The organism is Streptomyces sp. NPDC102451 (assembly GCF_044765485.1).
GTDB lineage: Bacteria > Actinomycetota > Actinomycetes > Streptomycetales > Streptomycetaceae > Streptomyces.
Map to the genome: position 1 here is coordinate 156,966 of NZ_JBIWKD010000013.1, position 14,084 is coordinate 171,049.

A 14,084-nucleotide genomic window follows, 5' to 3' on the forward strand; every position below is an offset into this window, starting at 1 on the left:
ACGTCCCGGTTCACCCTGCCCCGTACCACTCAACGAGGAGTAATTTCGTGGCTACCGCACCACCCGCCGCCGTGCTCGCTTCGTACACACCGGATGTGCACGCCATCGCGGACAGCCTCCTGGCGACCGCTCTGGTCAGCCTGATCCCCCTGGCCGTGTTCTTCCTGCTGCTGATGGTGGCGAAGCGTTCGGCACTGGTGTCCGCACTGGGCTCGGTGCTCACGGCCCTTCTCGTGGCGGTGATCGGATTCCGGATGCCGGTCGAGCTCGGCCTGCTCTCGGCGTCCCAGGGTCTGGTCTTCGGCCTGTTCCCGGTGATGCTGATCGTCGTCGCGGCCATCTGGTTCTACGAACTCACGGTCGTCAGTGGCAGGTTCGAGGATCTGCGCCGCTCGTTCAGCGCCGTCGGCCGGGGCGACCTCCGTGTACAGGCGATGCTCATCGCGTTCTGTTTCGGCGGCCTCCTCGAGGCGCTCGCGGGCTTCGGCGCGCCCGTCGCCATCACCGCCGTGATGCTGATGGCGCTCGGACTGCCGCCGGTCAAGGCGGCCGTGACGGTCCTGCTCGCCAACACCGCTCCGGTCGCCTTCGGCGCCATGGCCATCCCGGTCACCACGGCCGGCAACCTGACCGGCATCCCGGCCGAGGACATCGCCGCGGTCATCGGCCGCCAGTCCCCGCTGCTCGCGCTCTTCGTGCCCCTGCTGCTCCTGTTCGTCGTGGACGGGACCCGCGGAATCCGCCAGCTGTGGCCGATCGCGCTGGTCACCGGCGCGGTCTTCGCCGTGGCCCAGTACTGGTGCTCCAGCCACTTCGCGTACGAGCTCACCGATGTGGTCGCCTCACTCGCCGGCTTCGGTGCCGCCGTGCTGATGCTGCGCTTCTGGAAGCCCTCCACCCCCGAGGACCAGCGCTCGCAGGTCGAGAACGAACCGCTGACACCGCGCCGGGTCACCTACGCCGTGCTCCCGTACGTCCTGGTCATCGCCGTCTTCGCCCTCGCCAAGCTGAACGTCGGCGCCATCGACGTACCGAAGCTCCTCGGCCATCTGAACATCAGCATCGAATGGCCCGGTCTGTACGGCGAGCTGCTGACCCCCGGCGGCGACCCCTCGTCCAGCGCGATCTACAAGCTGGAGGTCCTGGGCAACCCGGGCACGCTGCTGATCATCTCCGGCATCCTGGTGACGCTGATCTACCGGTACGCCAAGGACGGCGACGCCTACCCGCTGACCGCGTCCATGGCCGTCTCCGCGGCGGGCCGCACGCTGAGGAACATGCGGGGCGCCATCATGACGGTCGCCACGGTGCTGGCCCTCAGCTACGTGATGAACCAGTCGGGCCAGACCGTGGCCATCGGCACCTGGCTGGCGACGGCGGGCGGGCTCTTCGCCCTGCTCTCCCCGATCCTCGGCTGGCTGGGCACCGCGGTGACCGGCTCCGACACCTCCGCCAACGCGCTCTTCGCCAACCTCCAGCAGACGGCGGGCCAGACCGCGGGGATCGATCCGACCCTGCTGGTCGCCGCGAACACCTCCGGCGGTGTGGTCGCCAAGCTGGTGAGCCCGCAGAACCTGACCATCGCCGCCACGGCCGTGGGGATGCCCGGTTCGGAGCGCATCCTGCTGCGCAAGGTGGCCGGGTACAGCGTGGGCATGCTGGCCATCCTCTGCGTGCTGGTCTACCTCCAGTCCACGTCGGCACTCTCCTGGATGCTGCCGTAGCCGCACGCACACGGGGCCGGTGGGCCGCCCGGTTCTCCGGGCGGCCCACCGGCCCCGTGCCGTTGCTCGTCTACCGCTGCCCGCCGGGCCCGTCGTCGCCGCCGGTCCCGTCGCCTGCACCGGTCCGCTCCTCGTCGACCAGCGTCCCGTGGAACCCCCGGATGTGGGTCTCGGCCAGATCGGCCGCCTCGTCGCCACGGCCGGTGCGCACCAGCCTCAGCAACTCGGCGTGCTGGCCGTTGAGATGCTCCTGGGTGGCCGACCAGTCGTCGACCTCTTCGAGGGCCCGCAGGATGAGCGGCCGTACGGACTCGCGCACCGCCGAGGTCAGGGTCGATGTGAGCGCGTTGCCCGAACTGCTCGCCACCATGACGTGGAACTGGGTGTCGAGTTCGTTGAACTCCTCCGGCAGGATGCCCGGCTGCGACATCCGGTGGACCACCGCGTCCGCCTCGTCCAGGTCGCGCTCGACGGCGTGCCTCGCCGCGGCGGCGAAGCTGGAACGCTCCAGGGCGACCCTGGCCTCCATCACGTCGTGCAGGCCGTAGCTGCCCAGCGCGAAGTGCAGGCGCAGCAGACGACCGAGCGCGTCGTCGGGGTTGCGCACGATGCGGGCCCCGGAGTCCGGGCCCCGGCCGGGCTGGGCGACCAGGACACCGATGGTCTCCAGCACCCTGAGGGCCTCCCGCAGAGCGGAACGGCTCACCCCGAAGACCGGTGCGAGCTCCCGCTCGGGCGGCAGCCTGTCGCCTGCCCTGAGCTTTCCGGCGAAGACCTGCTCCTCGATGCTCTGCAGGACGAGTTCATGCGTTCGGGACTGCCGCACGGGCTGCCACTCGACAGGCATCCGCTACACCCCGTTCCGGCCGATATACATGTCTCGACTATGTCACACACACCGTGTGGTCGGACCAGAAATCGGTCGAGGTGCCCTGCGGCCCGGCCCTCGGGCACCACACAGGTACGGTGTACGGCTCAGAGTGCCGCCCGGCGCCCGGGGCGGCGGCGCCTGCGCCGCTGGTCGGGATCGAAGAGCTGGCCCCCCACTCCGGCCGCGACGAGCCCCGCCGCGATGAGCAGCCCGTGGCCGACGACGATGCCGGTCATCAGCCCTCCCAGGCCGACCACCATCCACACCCAGGCCGCCGTGGTACGAGGCCGGGCAACCGGTCGCGGAGCCGTCTCCGGGTCGCCGGGCAGCGCCGCCGCGGAGCCCGGGGCAGGCACGGTCCCGTGGTCGCGGGCCGGTACGGTCCTGGTGCCGTGGAGCCTGTCGTCCTGGTGAGCCATGATGTCTCCCTCCCTCGACGGTTCCGGGGTCCGCGGCAGGTCCTCGCCGCATCCCCGGTCTGGCCCGGTGCACCGGACTCCGATCGTCTTACAAGGGCACATCCCGGTCCATCAGTGCCGGCACCCATCTTCGGGGAGGGACACCATGCAGGCGCGGCCCGGACGACGGCCCTGTGCGCGGGTTCGGCCACGGACCGGCCATAGTGGAGGCACTCCCCGAGCGTACGAAGGAGGCCCGGCCGGCCGTGTCCCTGTTCTGGCGCATCTTCCTGCTCAACGCCGCGGTACTGGTCGCCGCCGGGGCTCTGCTGCTCCTCGGCCCGATCACCGTGTCCGCCCCGGTGGTGCTGACCGAGGCGCTCATCCTGGCCGGCGGAATGGCCCTGATGCTGGGCGCGAACGCGCTGCTCCTGCGCCTGGGTCTGGCCCCTCTGCAACGGGTCACCAGGGCCATGACGACCATCGATCTGCTGAGCCCGCGGCCGCGCCCCGAGGTTGCCGGTGAGGGTGAGGTCGCGGCCCTGATCGAAACGTTCAACAGCATGCTCGACCGACTGGAGGCCGAGCGCGCGACGAGCAGCGCCCGCGCTCTCGGGGCCCAGGAGGCGGAGCGCCGCCGGGTCGCACAGGAGTTGCACGACGAGGTGGGCCAGACCCTGACCGCGGTCCTGCTGGAGCTGAAGAGGGTCACCGGTCACGCCCCGGAACCGCTGCGCGAGGAGCTCACCCATGTCCAGGAGATCACCCGGGGCAGCCTCGACGAGATCCGCCGGATCGCCCGGCGGCTGCGCCCCGGTGTACTGGAGGAACTGGGCCTGGTCAGTGCCCTGACGGCGCTGACCACCGAGACGCCGACACCGAAGGGGCTGGTGATCAGGCGGCAGACGGAGAAGGACCTGCCGCCGCTCGGCGAGGAGGCGGAGCTCGTCGTCTACCGCATCGCCCAGGAAGCGGTCACGAACACCGTCCGGCACGCCGGGGCCACCCTCCTCGAACTCTCCCTGCGCCGCAGCCCCGGCGGGGTGGAGCTGCGCATCCGGGACGACGGCCGCGGCCTCGGGGACGCCCCGGAAGGCGCGGGCCTGCGCGGCATGCGCGAACGCGCCCTGCTCATCGGTGCCACACTCACTCTCGGCACCGGTGCGACGGGCGGCACGGACGTACGCCTCGATGTGCCCGTACGGAACGGAAGCGCCTGATCATGCCCCACTCCCCCGCCGGGTCCCGAAAGACCCGCATCCTGCTCGCCGACGACCACGCCCTCGTCCGGCGCGGTGTGCGGCTGATCCTCGACGGCGAACCGGACCTCCAGGTCGTCGCCGAGGCGGGCGACGGCGCCGAGGCCATCGAGATGGCCCGCGCGGAGCGCCCCGACCTGGCCGTGCTCGACATCGCGATGCCGCGCCTGACGGGCCTTCAGGCCGCCCGTGAGCTGTCCCGGGTCATGCCGGAGCTGCGCATCCTGATGCTCACGATGTACGACAACGAGCAGTACTTCTTCGAGGCGTTGAAGGCCGGCGCCTCGGGGTTCGTGCTGAAGTCCGTCGCCGACCGGGACCTCGTCGAGGCCTGCCGCGCGGCCATGCGCGACGAGCCGTTCCTCTACCCGGGCGCGGTCACCGCCCTCATCCGGAACTATCTGGACCGGGTCAGGGACGGCGGCGACGTCCCCGACCGGGCGATCACCGAACGCGAGGAGGAGATCCTCAAGCTGGTCGCCGAGGGCCACTCGTCGAAGGAGATCGCGGGGATGCTCGTGATCAGCGTCAAGACCGTCGAGCGGCACCGGGCCAATCTGCTGCAGAAGCTGGGGCTCCGCGACCGCCTGGAACTCACCCGCTACGCGATCCGGGCCGGGCTGATCGAGCCGTAGGCCGTACGTTTCATAGGATTCTCAGCCAGGGCGCCTAGGGTTCTCGACGTGACCCAGACGACCCCGCCCGGCTGGCATCCAGACCCCGGGCACTCAGGAATCGGCCCCCTTCAAGAACGCTGGTGGGACGGGAGCCGCTGGACCGACCAGCTCCGGATACCTCCCGCGACGGTCCGGAAGCGCCGGATACGCATCGGCGCGGGCATCGTCGCCGGCATCGTCGTACTCGCTGCCGTCGGCGGCGGCGCGTACCTGCTGGGCGACAGCTCGGACGACCGCGGCGACACCTCGTCCACAGCCCCCGCCCCCTCGGGGAGCCCTCGCCTCCCGGGAGCCCCGAACGGCGGAGGGCAGGACGGCGGCGGGCAGGACGGCGAAGGCCAGGGCCCCGACCAGCAGATGCCGCAGACCGAGGACGGTTACGCCACCGACGCGGCCAGCGGCATCAGCATCCCCGTACCGGACGGCTGGACCGGTCAGTCCGGGCCGGTCGGCGCCGGAGTGACGACCGGCGAGTACGCCTGCCCCGGCGACGAGTCCCAGACGTGTGTGCGCGGCGGGGTGTTCTCCGCACCGGCCCAGGCCCTGGAGGTCGAGGCGACCACGGCGAAGGCCGCGGCGGAGGCCGACATCAAGGCCAACGCCGAGGAGTCGTACGGCGAGAAGATCTACGGCGGCATCACCTCGCACGAGGAGCTCAAGTCCGCGGCGGTCACGGTCGCCGGGCAGAAGGGCTACCTGGTGCGCTGGAAGGTGGAGACGAAGAACGGCGACGACGGGTACGTCGAGTCGCTCGCATTCCCGTCCCCCAACGTCACGAGCATGCTGGTGGTCGTCCGCTCGGGCTTCGACATCAACGCCAAGGCTCCGAAGCTCTCGGTCCTGGACGACATCACCAAGGGCATCAAGGAAGCGAAGGGGGCCGGTGCGGGCTCCGGCACGGGCGAGACCGCCTGAGGACCCCGATCACGTCACACCAGGAGGCCGTACCGGACACTTCGGTACGGCCTCCGCCCGCACAGGTCCACGGACACGGCTGCGCGGTCAGGGTGTGACACCGCATCACCGGTACGGTCAGGACCGCCTCGGTCACACGTCCGAGCGGCCCGCTACGATGCCCGCTCATGAATGACGACGTACGCAACATCGCGCTCGGTCTCATAGCCGCCGGCATCAGCGCCGCCCTCGGCTGGCTCGCCCGCACGTACCTCTGGCGGCGTAAACTCCGCCGCAAGCAGGCCTTCTTCGGGCTGCCGGGGAACTCCGAGTGTCTGCTCGTCGTCAACCGTGACGCCGGCGGCGACGGCGCGGTCCACCGGCACGACGTCTTCGCGCTGCTCGAACTCTCGGCCCTCATCAAGGACTGTGCCGCACACGCCCAGATCGTGTCCCACGACACCGCCCAGCAGGGCTTCGGCGAGCGTACGGAGTTCTGCGTCGGCGGCCCCGGGTCCAACCGGCGCATGGCCGCACACCTGCAACAGCTGCTGCCGGGCGTGAAGGTCAACACCGGGACCGAACCCGGCCCCGACCGTGCCGCCTTCCAGGTGGGCTCGGAGCGCTACCGCCTGGAGCCGGGCGCCGCCGAACACGTCCTGCTCGCCCGGCTGACGGGCGGCCAGGACGCCCGCCCCGTCTTCCTCCTCTGCGGCCAGCGCGCCATCACCAACCAGGCCGCCTCGCGCTACCTGATGCGCAACTACGAGAAGCTGCAGCGCAAACACCGCAACGGTTCCTTCGCACTGCTCCTGAAAGTGGTCAACTCCCAGGCCTACGGACCCGATGTGGTCGAGCTGATCGGCGACGTCACCCGCACCGCCCAGGCCCCGCTGCCCGCGGCCACCCCCAGAACCTCCCACCGCGCCGCGAGCTGAGCCCAGGGCGCGGCTCGACGACTCCGGCCTGAAGACCCACCACGCGCGGCAGCCCCACCTTCTCCGCGGGAGGCGCCCCGTCATGCAGAGGCGGCCGGGCCTGGCGAGCGGGAGCACGGATGCCGCCCAAGGCGGCACCTTCCACTCCTGGGGCCGCCGCGCCGGGCCCGGTCGTCATGACCCGCCGGCATCGGCCAAGGGCTCCGCTCCCCCGTCGGTCCCCGGGAACGGCCAAGGGCCGGAATCGGATTTCTCCGATTCCGGCCCTTGGCCTGCGACTGTCTCCAGTCGGGACGACAGGATTTGAACCTGCGACCCCTTGACCCCCAGTCAAGTGCGCTACCAAGCTGCGCCACGTCCCGATGCCCGTCTGACCTGGGGCTTTCCCCTGGCTGAACGCGCATGAGAACAATACCGCACTTACCCCGATGCTCACGAACCCGATTCCGGCAGCCGCCGGTCACCGCCCTCCCGCACCGCCCGCACGACCCGAAAAACCGCGTCGCTCAGCCGTTCGTTCCGCCAGTGGCCCCCACCCCGGCGCGCGGGGGCCGACCGGCCCATTGACCCGGACATGCCGTGAACCTACTCTGAACCACGCACATCAGAAAGCGCTTTCTACCCCCATGTCCGGCCCCCACACCGCACCGGGAGCGCCCTCATGAGCAGCCACCCGTTACGCAGGAGTCCCGCGTTCCATGCGCTCCCTCCGGCGTCGATCGCCCTCACGGCCCTCGTCGCGCTTCTGGCGCTGATCATCGGCTCGGTCGCGGCCGCCTCGTTCCCCAGGGCTCCGGCCGCCCCTTTCCGCGTGCTGGTGTACTCCGGGGGGACTCATGCGTCCCCGGACACCGTCCGCGCAGGTGTCGACGCGGTGAGGAGGCTCGGGGCCGTCAACGGATTCGGGGTCGAGGCCACGGACGATCCGGGCGTCTTCGACGACGCCGGGCTGGCCCGGTTCCACGCGGTCGTCTTCAACGACACCGCCGACGATTTAGACGCGCCCGCTCGCGCCGCCCTGCGGAAGTACATCCGGGCGGGCGGCGGCTGGGTCGGTCTGCACGACGCCGCCGCCGGTACCCGTGACTGGGACTGGTACGAGGGGCTGGTCGGCGCCGCCGTCGACCGGGGGACGCCGGTGCAGACCGGAAGGGTCAAGGTCCTCGACCACGCGCATCCCTCGACGGTGACGCTTCCGGACCTCTGGGAGCGTACGGAGGAGTGGTACAACTGGCGCTCCGATCCGGCCGGCACCGTGCACACCCTCGCCCGGGTCAGGGTGCGCGACGGCATCGCGGGCCTGGACGAGGGCGCGGACCACCCCTGGTCGTGGTGCCAGGACTACGACGGCGGGCGTTCGTGGTTCACCGCGGGTGGTGGCGCTCCTCCGGACTTCCAGGAGGACGCCTTCCTGGCCCATCTGCTGGGTGGCATCGAGTGGGCCGCGGGCGCGAAGCCCGGCGACTGCACCGCGACGCGCGCCGGTTCCTTCCAGCGGACCCCCCTCGCGACCGGCGGTCTCACCGATCCGGTCGACCTGGCGGTCGCCCCCGACCGCCGGGTGTTCGTCGCCCAGCGCACCGGCGAGCTCAAGGTCGTCGACCAGCGGACGATGAAGGTGTCCACGGCACTCGGCCTCGCGTACCCACGGCGGTCGGCAGCCCGTCCGGACGGACTGACCGCTCTGGCCCTGGATCCGGGGTTCGCGGAGAACGACCGGCTCTACCTGCTGCGCTCCGAGTCCACGGGGAACCGGCTGGTGCTCTCCCGTTTCACGGTCGAGGGGGACACGGTCGATCCGGCATCGGAGAAACGGCTGCTCACCCTTCCGGGCCGGCGGTCCACGGGCGCCGGGGGCTCCCCCTCGTCGGGGTCGCTCGCCTTCGACCGGGACGGACACCTGTATGTGGCGACAGGCGACACCGGCCCGCGGTCGGCGTCGGGCGCCGCGAACGATCTGCGGGGCGCGATCCTGCGGATCACTCCGCAGGAGGACGGCACCTACACCGTGCCGGAGGGAAACCTCTTCGAACCGGGCACGGCCGGCACCCGTCCGGAGATCTACGCGACGGGCATGCGGAACCCCTACCGCTTCACCGTGGACCCGGTGAGCGGCACACTGCTGGCCGCCGGCCAGGGCACCGACGGCGCCTTGGAGTACGTCCGGATCACCGGGGCGGGGCCCGTCGGCAGCCCGTACTGCTCAGCGGGAACCGCCCACGGAGAGGCGGGCTGCGCCCCGTGGGGCACCGGTGGGGACACCACCGGCCGGACCGACGGGGGTCCGATGGGCGGACCCGTCTACGACTACGACCCGGGGAGCCTCTACCGCACCAAGTTCCCGGAGTACTTCGCCGGGAAGTGGCTGACGTACGACCCCGCCGGGAGGCACTTCACCACGCTGTCGTTCCAGCGGGAGGACCAGACGTTCTCCGATCCCCGGCTCGGACCGGTCGGCGCCGGTGAACTCCAGTCCGTCAACGCCGTGTTCGAGGACATGGAGTGGCATCGCCCGACAGCCTCCGCCTTCGGACCGGACGGAGCCCTCTACGTCGTCGACTCGGGGCTCGGAAGCGGCACGGGCCCCGACGGCGGCAACGAGGGCGCCGGGGTCTTCCGGATCGACCACGTGGGCGACGCCCGGCTGCCGAGTGCGTCCGTCACCACCGACCGTGACAACGGCCCCGCCCCGCTGACCGTGGCCTTCACGGGTGCGGGGTCCGGGCTCCCCGATGGAGTTCCGGTCACCTACGCCTGGGACTTCGACGGTGACGGCGCCACCGACTCGACGGAGGCGAACCCCTCGCACACCTACCGCGCCGGGGGGCGGTTCACGGCGCGTCTCACGGTGACCGGTCCCGAAGGTACGACGGCCATGGCCGGCCAGGAGATCACCGTCGGCAACACACGGCCCCGGATCACGGTCCGCCGCCCGGCGGACGGCGGCTTCTTCCACCCGGGCGGAACTCTTGCGTTCACGGTGGACGTGGCGGACGACGAGGACGGGAGGAACACCCCGGTCGACTGCTCACGTGTCCTCGTACGCTCGCAGGACGGCACCCCCGGTGCGCTGCGCCGCCTGACCGGCTCACCGGGGTGCAGGGGCTCGATCGTCATGGCGGCAGGGGGCGCCTCCCGTTCCGGCTCGCAGCGGATCAGCGTGCGGTACACGGACAGGGGCGCCCCGAACGCCCCTGAGCTCACGGGCTCCACGTCCCTCACCCTGCGCTCGGCCTTCCAGGAGGCGGAGCAGTTCACGTCGACCGGGGGCACCCACGGCGGAGTCGTGACGGGCAGCCGTACGGCGGCCTCGGGCGGCCGGGCGCTGACGGAGATCGAGGACGGGGACTGGATCGCCTTCGATCCGGTGAGCCTGCGGAACACCGGGTCGGTGACGGTCGGCGCGACACCCTGCGGGACCGGCGGCACCGTCGAGTTCAGGGCCGGCGCCCCTGACGGCCCCCTCCTCGGCTCGCTGACCGTCCCCGGCGCGGACGACGCGGCGGGAGGCGGGGCCGTGTCGCGGACGGCACGGTTGAAGAGCTCCGACGGAACCCTGACGCTGTACGTCGTGTTCACCAACTCCGCGTGGAGCAGCGAGAAGCCGGATCTGTTCGCGGTGGACTGGCTGAGCTTCCAGGCTCCCGGCGCTCGGTCCGCACGGCTCGTTCCGGGGCCGGCAGCCTGATGGTGTCGTCCCGTACGGGTCATGGGTGGGCTCCGAAGCCCGACAGCGGTGCCGGCGCCGTGGCGTTGATCAGGTGCTGGACGAGGGTGACCAGCGCCCCCGTGCCCGAACTCGCGATCCTCGCGTCGCAGAGGACGACCGGCACTTCGGGCCCGAGGTCGAGCGCTGCTCGAACCTCTTCCGGTTCGTAACGGTAGGCGCCGTCGAACTCGTTGACCGCGACGACGAATCCGATGCCGCGCCGCTCGAAGAAGTCGACGGCGGGGAAGCATTCGGCGAGCCGTCGCGTGTCCGCCAGCACGATCGCTCCGAGGGCCCCCTTCGACAGCTCGTCCCACATGAACCAGAAGCGCTCCTGGCCCGGGGTGCCGAAGAGGTAGAGCACATGCTGCTCGGACAGCGTGATCCGGCCGAAGTCCATCGCCACGGTGGTCGCCGACTTGGATTCGATGCCTTCGAGGCTGTCGGTCGCCGCGCTGACCTGCGTCAGGAGCTCCTCGGTGCTCAGCGGTGCGATCTCGCTGACGGCACCCACGAACGTCGTTTTGCCGACGCCGAAACCGCCCGCGACGAGGATCTTGAGGGCCACGGGGAAGTATTCGGAGCTTCCGGAGCTGTCAGAGCTGTCGTCGTAGACCATCGAGCACTGCCTCCAGCAGGGATCGGTCGGTTGGCATGTCATGGAACGCGGGGGCGTGCGCGGTGACCGCCCCGCAGTCGACCAGGTCGGACAGGAGGACCTTGGTGATGACGGCGGGCAGCCGGAGATGGGCGGCGATCTCCGCCACGGACGTGGGTCCGCCGCAGAGCTCCAGGGCCACGGTGTGTTCCGGGCCGAGGTGGACCTGGGGCTCGCTCCCCGTGGCCATCACCAGGGAGAGCAGGTCGAGCACGGTGGTCGGCCTCGTCCGGCCGTTGCTCACGGTGTACGGGCGGATGAGCCGGCCTGCCGCGTCGTCGAGCAACGGCCCGTCCTGCGGGGCCGGCATCCTCACAGCCCCGGGGTGAACGGCGCTCCGGCCGGCTGCCGGAGCGGCGTCATCAGGTAGGGGCGCACGCTCTTGACCAGCATGGCCATCTCGTATCCCAGGACGGCGGCATCCGCCTCGCGGCCCGCGAGGACGGCGAGACAGGTACCCGAGCCGGCGGTCGAGACGAACAGGAGCGTCGAGTCGAGCTCGACCACGACCTGCCGTACGTCGCCGTTGTCACCGAACCGGGCACCGGCGCTCCGGCCGAGCGAGTACAGGCCGGCGGCCAGGGCCGCCATGTGGTCGGCGCTGTCGGCGTCCATGCCGTGTACGGATTTCACCAGGCCGTCCGCCGAGAGGAGGACGGCGCTGCGCGTGTAGGGCACGCGTTGGACCAGGCCGCTGAGCAGCCAGTCGAGGTCCGAGACCTGACCGGACGGCATTTCGGTCGTCATGGTGCATCTACTCCTTGAACATGTTCTCGGTTCGTGGATCCGGCTCGGGCGTCTGCGGTCCCAGGTGCCCCGGGTCGACCCGCTCGGTACCGGCTGTCGCGGTGGCCGTGGGACTGCGGAACGGCAGCGGGGCGAGACCGTGGGAGCGCTGCGGCCCGACGGTCACGGCGGGGGCGGCCGGATCGGCTGCCTCCGGTGCGCCGTACGCGTCCGGTGTCTCCGGCTCCTCGGCGGTCTGGGCCTCGGCCAGGTCGACCCCACGCCGGAAGGCGGCCATCAGCCCGGGGTCGTGCAGGGCGTTCTCGTCCTCGGCGCGCGGGACCGGGGCCTCCCTGAGCTGCGGGACGAGGTGCTCCTGGTTGCTGCGCCTCGGGAGCTGGGGACGCTCGGGGCCGGCCACGGCGGCCGGGGGCGCCTCGGCGGGAGCGGCGGTGTCCACGGCGGTCCGGACGAACGCGACGGACCCGGCGGCCGGAGCGGGTTCGACCGAGGGGGTGGGCGCGGCCGGTGGGGCCGGTACGGCCGGGGACGCGGGCTCGGCGGCCGTGACGGACCGGGCACCCGGCGGGGACGCGGCGAGGTTCGGGCGGTCGACCCGCTCGGCGCGCAGCGGGAGCGGTGGCCCCTCGCCCCGGGGCCGGTCCTGCCGGGGCGTCCGGTCCGGTCGCGGCGGCTGGACCGCTGTCTGCGGCGGGGCCGTGGGCGGTGTGCCGTGGGCTCCGGGAGCGGGGGCCGCCTCCGTGGCGGGGGCCGTCGTGGCGTCGATGTCGATGCCCAGGAGGATCTCGGGCAGCACCAGGACCGCCTGGGTGCCCCCGTAGATGTTGCTCTGCAGCCGTACGGCGATGCCGTGTCTGCGGGCCAGGGAGGCGACCACGAACAGCCCGATCCGCCCGTCCTGCAGCAGATGGGCGACGTTGACCTGGTCGGGGTCGGCGAGCAGGGTGTTCATGCGCTTCTGCTCGGGTCCGGGCATGCCGAGTCCCCGGTCCTCCACCTCCAGGGCGAGTCCGGCGGTGACGCGCTGGGCGCGCAGCAGGACCTGGGTGTGCGGGGCGGAGAACACGGTGGCGTTCTCGACGAGTTCGGCGAGGAGGTGGATCACGTCGGCGACCGCGTGTCCGCGCAGGGTGCCGTCGATCGGCGGGACCAGTTTGACCCGTGGGTACTGCTCGACCTCGGCGATCGCCGAGCGCAGCACTTCGGTCATGGTCACGGGGTTGCTCCACTGCCGCCGGGAGACGGCGCCGCCGAGCACGGCGAGGTTCTCGGCGTGCCGGCGGATGCGGGTGGCGAGATGGTCCACATGGAAGAGGCCCTTGAGCAGGTCGGGGTCCTCGACCTCGTGCTCCAGCTCGTCGAGGATCTGGATCTCGCGGTGCACGAGGGACTGCAGCCGCCGGGCGAGGTTGACGAAGACCTCGACCTTCTGTTCGTTCCCGTTGCTGCGGAACAGCTGCGAGGCCTGGACGACGGCCGCCACCGCGTCGTCCTGCGAGCGGGACATCTCCTGGGCGAGGAGGTCGAAGGCGTCGGCGTCGCCGGGGGCGGTCGGCGTGGGCTGCCGGGCGGGCAGGGGTTCGCCGTCGCGGAGCTGCTCCACGACCCGTTGGAGCTCGGCCCGGTGCTGTGCGCCGGCGCGCCGGAGCGCCAGGGTGCGGTCGAGTACGCCGGTGGCGACACGGCCGGCGCCGAGGAAGGCCGCCGCCACGGCCGCCACCGCCAGTGCCCCGGATCCGCCGAGCGCGGCCAGGAGGCTGCCGGACGGGCGCACCCCGGAGGACCGGATGGTGAAGAGGACGGCCGCGGCTCCGCTGAGCAGGGCCGCCACGGTCGGCAGGAGGGCGGTGCGCAGCAGCTGCGGTCGCAGTCCGCTGTCGGGGGCGGGCTGCGCGGCGCGCGGCCGGCTCGCGGCCGAGTGCGAACGGCCACCCGGACGGCCGTGCCGTCCGCCTTCGCGGCGTTCCGGTCGCGCGGTGGGTGCGCGAAGTTGAGACATCATCGTCCTCGGTACGTGGGGCACCAGGAATCGGCATTCGTGTGGTGACACCTACGGTGGTCGGTCAGGCCCGGGTCAACGGTTGGGGCAGGCTCGACCGATATGAGCCCACCGTTGATCACCGACCACACACGGTAGTCGTCAATCGCCCGTGCTCGGCGTGCAGTTGTCGAAGTTGCCCGCCAGGCGTCCCGCTCTGGTATGAGGCCT

12 protein-coding genes and 1 tRNA gene are annotated in these 14,084 nt (G+C 71.6%); 6 read left to right on the forward strand and 7 right to left on the reverse strand.

Going from position 1 to position 14,084, the window contains the following annotated elements; all coding sequences use genetic code 11:
- The first annotated feature begins 47 nt into the window (after positions 1 to 47).
- On the forward strand, positions 48 to 1,724 hold the full coding sequence (locus tag ACIRD8_RS26375; RefSeq protein ID WP_403996380.1) for an L-lactate permease: 1,677 nt from the start codon (positions 48 to 50) through the stop codon (positions 1,722 to 1,724).
- Between the two features lie 70 nt (positions 1,725 to 1,794).
- On the opposite strand, the gene ACIRD8_RS26380 is transcribed toward ACIRD8_RS26375, so the two are convergent.
- Together ACIRD8_RS26380 and ACIRD8_RS26385 are read right to left on the reverse strand one after the other, a co-directional pair.
- Entirely contained in the window at positions 1,795 to 2,571 is a 777-nt protein-coding gene (locus ACIRD8_RS26380; protein ID WP_403996383.1) for a FadR/GntR family transcriptional regulator, read from the reverse strand.
- Positions 2,572 to 2,699: 128 nt separating this feature from the next.
- Positions 2,700 to 3,014, reverse strand: a complete 315-nt coding sequence (locus ACIRD8_RS26385) for a hypothetical protein (protein ID WP_403996386.1) — start codon at positions 3,012 to 3,014, stop codon at positions 2,700 to 2,702.
- A 245-nt stretch (positions 3,015 to 3,259) separates the two neighbouring features.
- Here ACIRD8_RS26385 and ACIRD8_RS26390 point away from each other — a divergent pair, with 245 nt between their 5' ends.
- The 4 genes from ACIRD8_RS26390 to ACIRD8_RS26405 all read left to right on the forward strand — a co-directional run bounded on the left by ACIRD8_RS26390 (position 3,260) and on the right by ACIRD8_RS26405 (position 6,761).
- Entirely contained in the window at positions 3,260 to 4,213 is a 954-nt protein-coding gene (locus ACIRD8_RS26390; RefSeq protein ID WP_403996389.1) for a HAMP domain-containing sensor histidine kinase, read from the forward strand.
- Positions 4,214 to 4,215: 2 nt separating this feature from the next.
- The gene (locus ACIRD8_RS26395; RefSeq protein WP_403996392.1) at positions 4,216 to 4,887 is read left to right on the forward strand and encodes a response regulator; all 672 of its coding nucleotides are present in this window, start codon (positions 4,216 to 4,218) and stop codon (positions 4,885 to 4,887) included.
- 48 nt (positions 4,888 to 4,935) lie between these two features.
- Positions 4,936 to 5,844, forward strand: a complete 909-nt coding sequence (locus tag ACIRD8_RS26400) for a DUF2510 domain-containing protein (protein WP_403996395.1) — start codon at positions 4,936 to 4,938, stop codon at positions 5,842 to 5,844.
- A 167-nt stretch (positions 5,845 to 6,011) separates the two neighbouring features.
- Positions 6,012 to 6,761: a hypothetical protein gene (locus tag ACIRD8_RS26405; RefSeq protein ID WP_403996398.1), complete on the forward strand. Its 750-nt coding sequence runs from the start codon at positions 6,012 to 6,014 to the stop codon at positions 6,759 to 6,761.
- Between the two features lie 288 nt (positions 6,762 to 7,049).
- On the opposite strand, the gene ACIRD8_RS26410 is transcribed toward ACIRD8_RS26405, so the two are convergent.
- Positions 7,050 to 7,123, reverse strand: a tRNA-Pro gene (locus ACIRD8_RS26410).
- 299 nt (positions 7,124 to 7,422) lie between these two features.
- Between ACIRD8_RS26410 and ACIRD8_RS26415 the strand changes: the two genes are divergently transcribed.
- Complete coding sequence (locus ACIRD8_RS26415) at positions 7,423 to 10,449, forward strand: ThuA domain-containing protein (RefSeq protein WP_403996401.1); 3,027 nt, start codon at positions 7,423 to 7,425, stop codon at positions 10,447 to 10,449.
- A gap of 19 nt (positions 10,450 to 10,468) precedes the next feature.
- On the opposite strand, the gene ACIRD8_RS26420 is transcribed toward ACIRD8_RS26415, so the two are convergent.
- From ACIRD8_RS26420 to ACIRD8_RS26435, 4 genes are read right to left on the reverse strand one after another with little or no spacing between them, the layout of a single operon-like run.
- A complete protein-coding gene (locus tag ACIRD8_RS26420; RefSeq protein ID WP_403996403.1) occupies positions 10,469 to 11,089 on the reverse strand; it encodes a GTP-binding protein in 621 nt (206 codons plus the stop codon).
- A complete protein-coding gene (locus tag ACIRD8_RS26425; RefSeq protein WP_099175472.1) occupies positions 11,067 to 11,438 on the reverse strand; it encodes a DUF742 domain-containing protein in 372 nt (123 codons plus the stop codon). Before ACIRD8_RS26425 ends, ACIRD8_RS26420 begins: the two co-directional genes overlap by 23 nt.
- 2 nt (positions 11,439 to 11,440) lie before the next feature.
- On the reverse strand, positions 11,441 to 11,875 hold the full coding sequence (locus ACIRD8_RS26430; protein WP_099175471.1) for a roadblock/LC7 domain-containing protein: 435 nt from the start codon (positions 11,873 to 11,875) through the stop codon (positions 11,441 to 11,443).
- A gap of 7 nt (positions 11,876 to 11,882) precedes the next feature.
- The gene (locus tag ACIRD8_RS26435; RefSeq protein WP_403996406.1) at positions 11,883 to 13,874 is read right to left on the reverse strand and encodes a sensor histidine kinase; all 1,992 of its coding nucleotides are present in this window, start codon (positions 13,872 to 13,874) and stop codon (positions 11,883 to 11,885) included.
- Between the last annotated feature and the right edge of the window lie 210 nt (positions 13,875 to 14,084).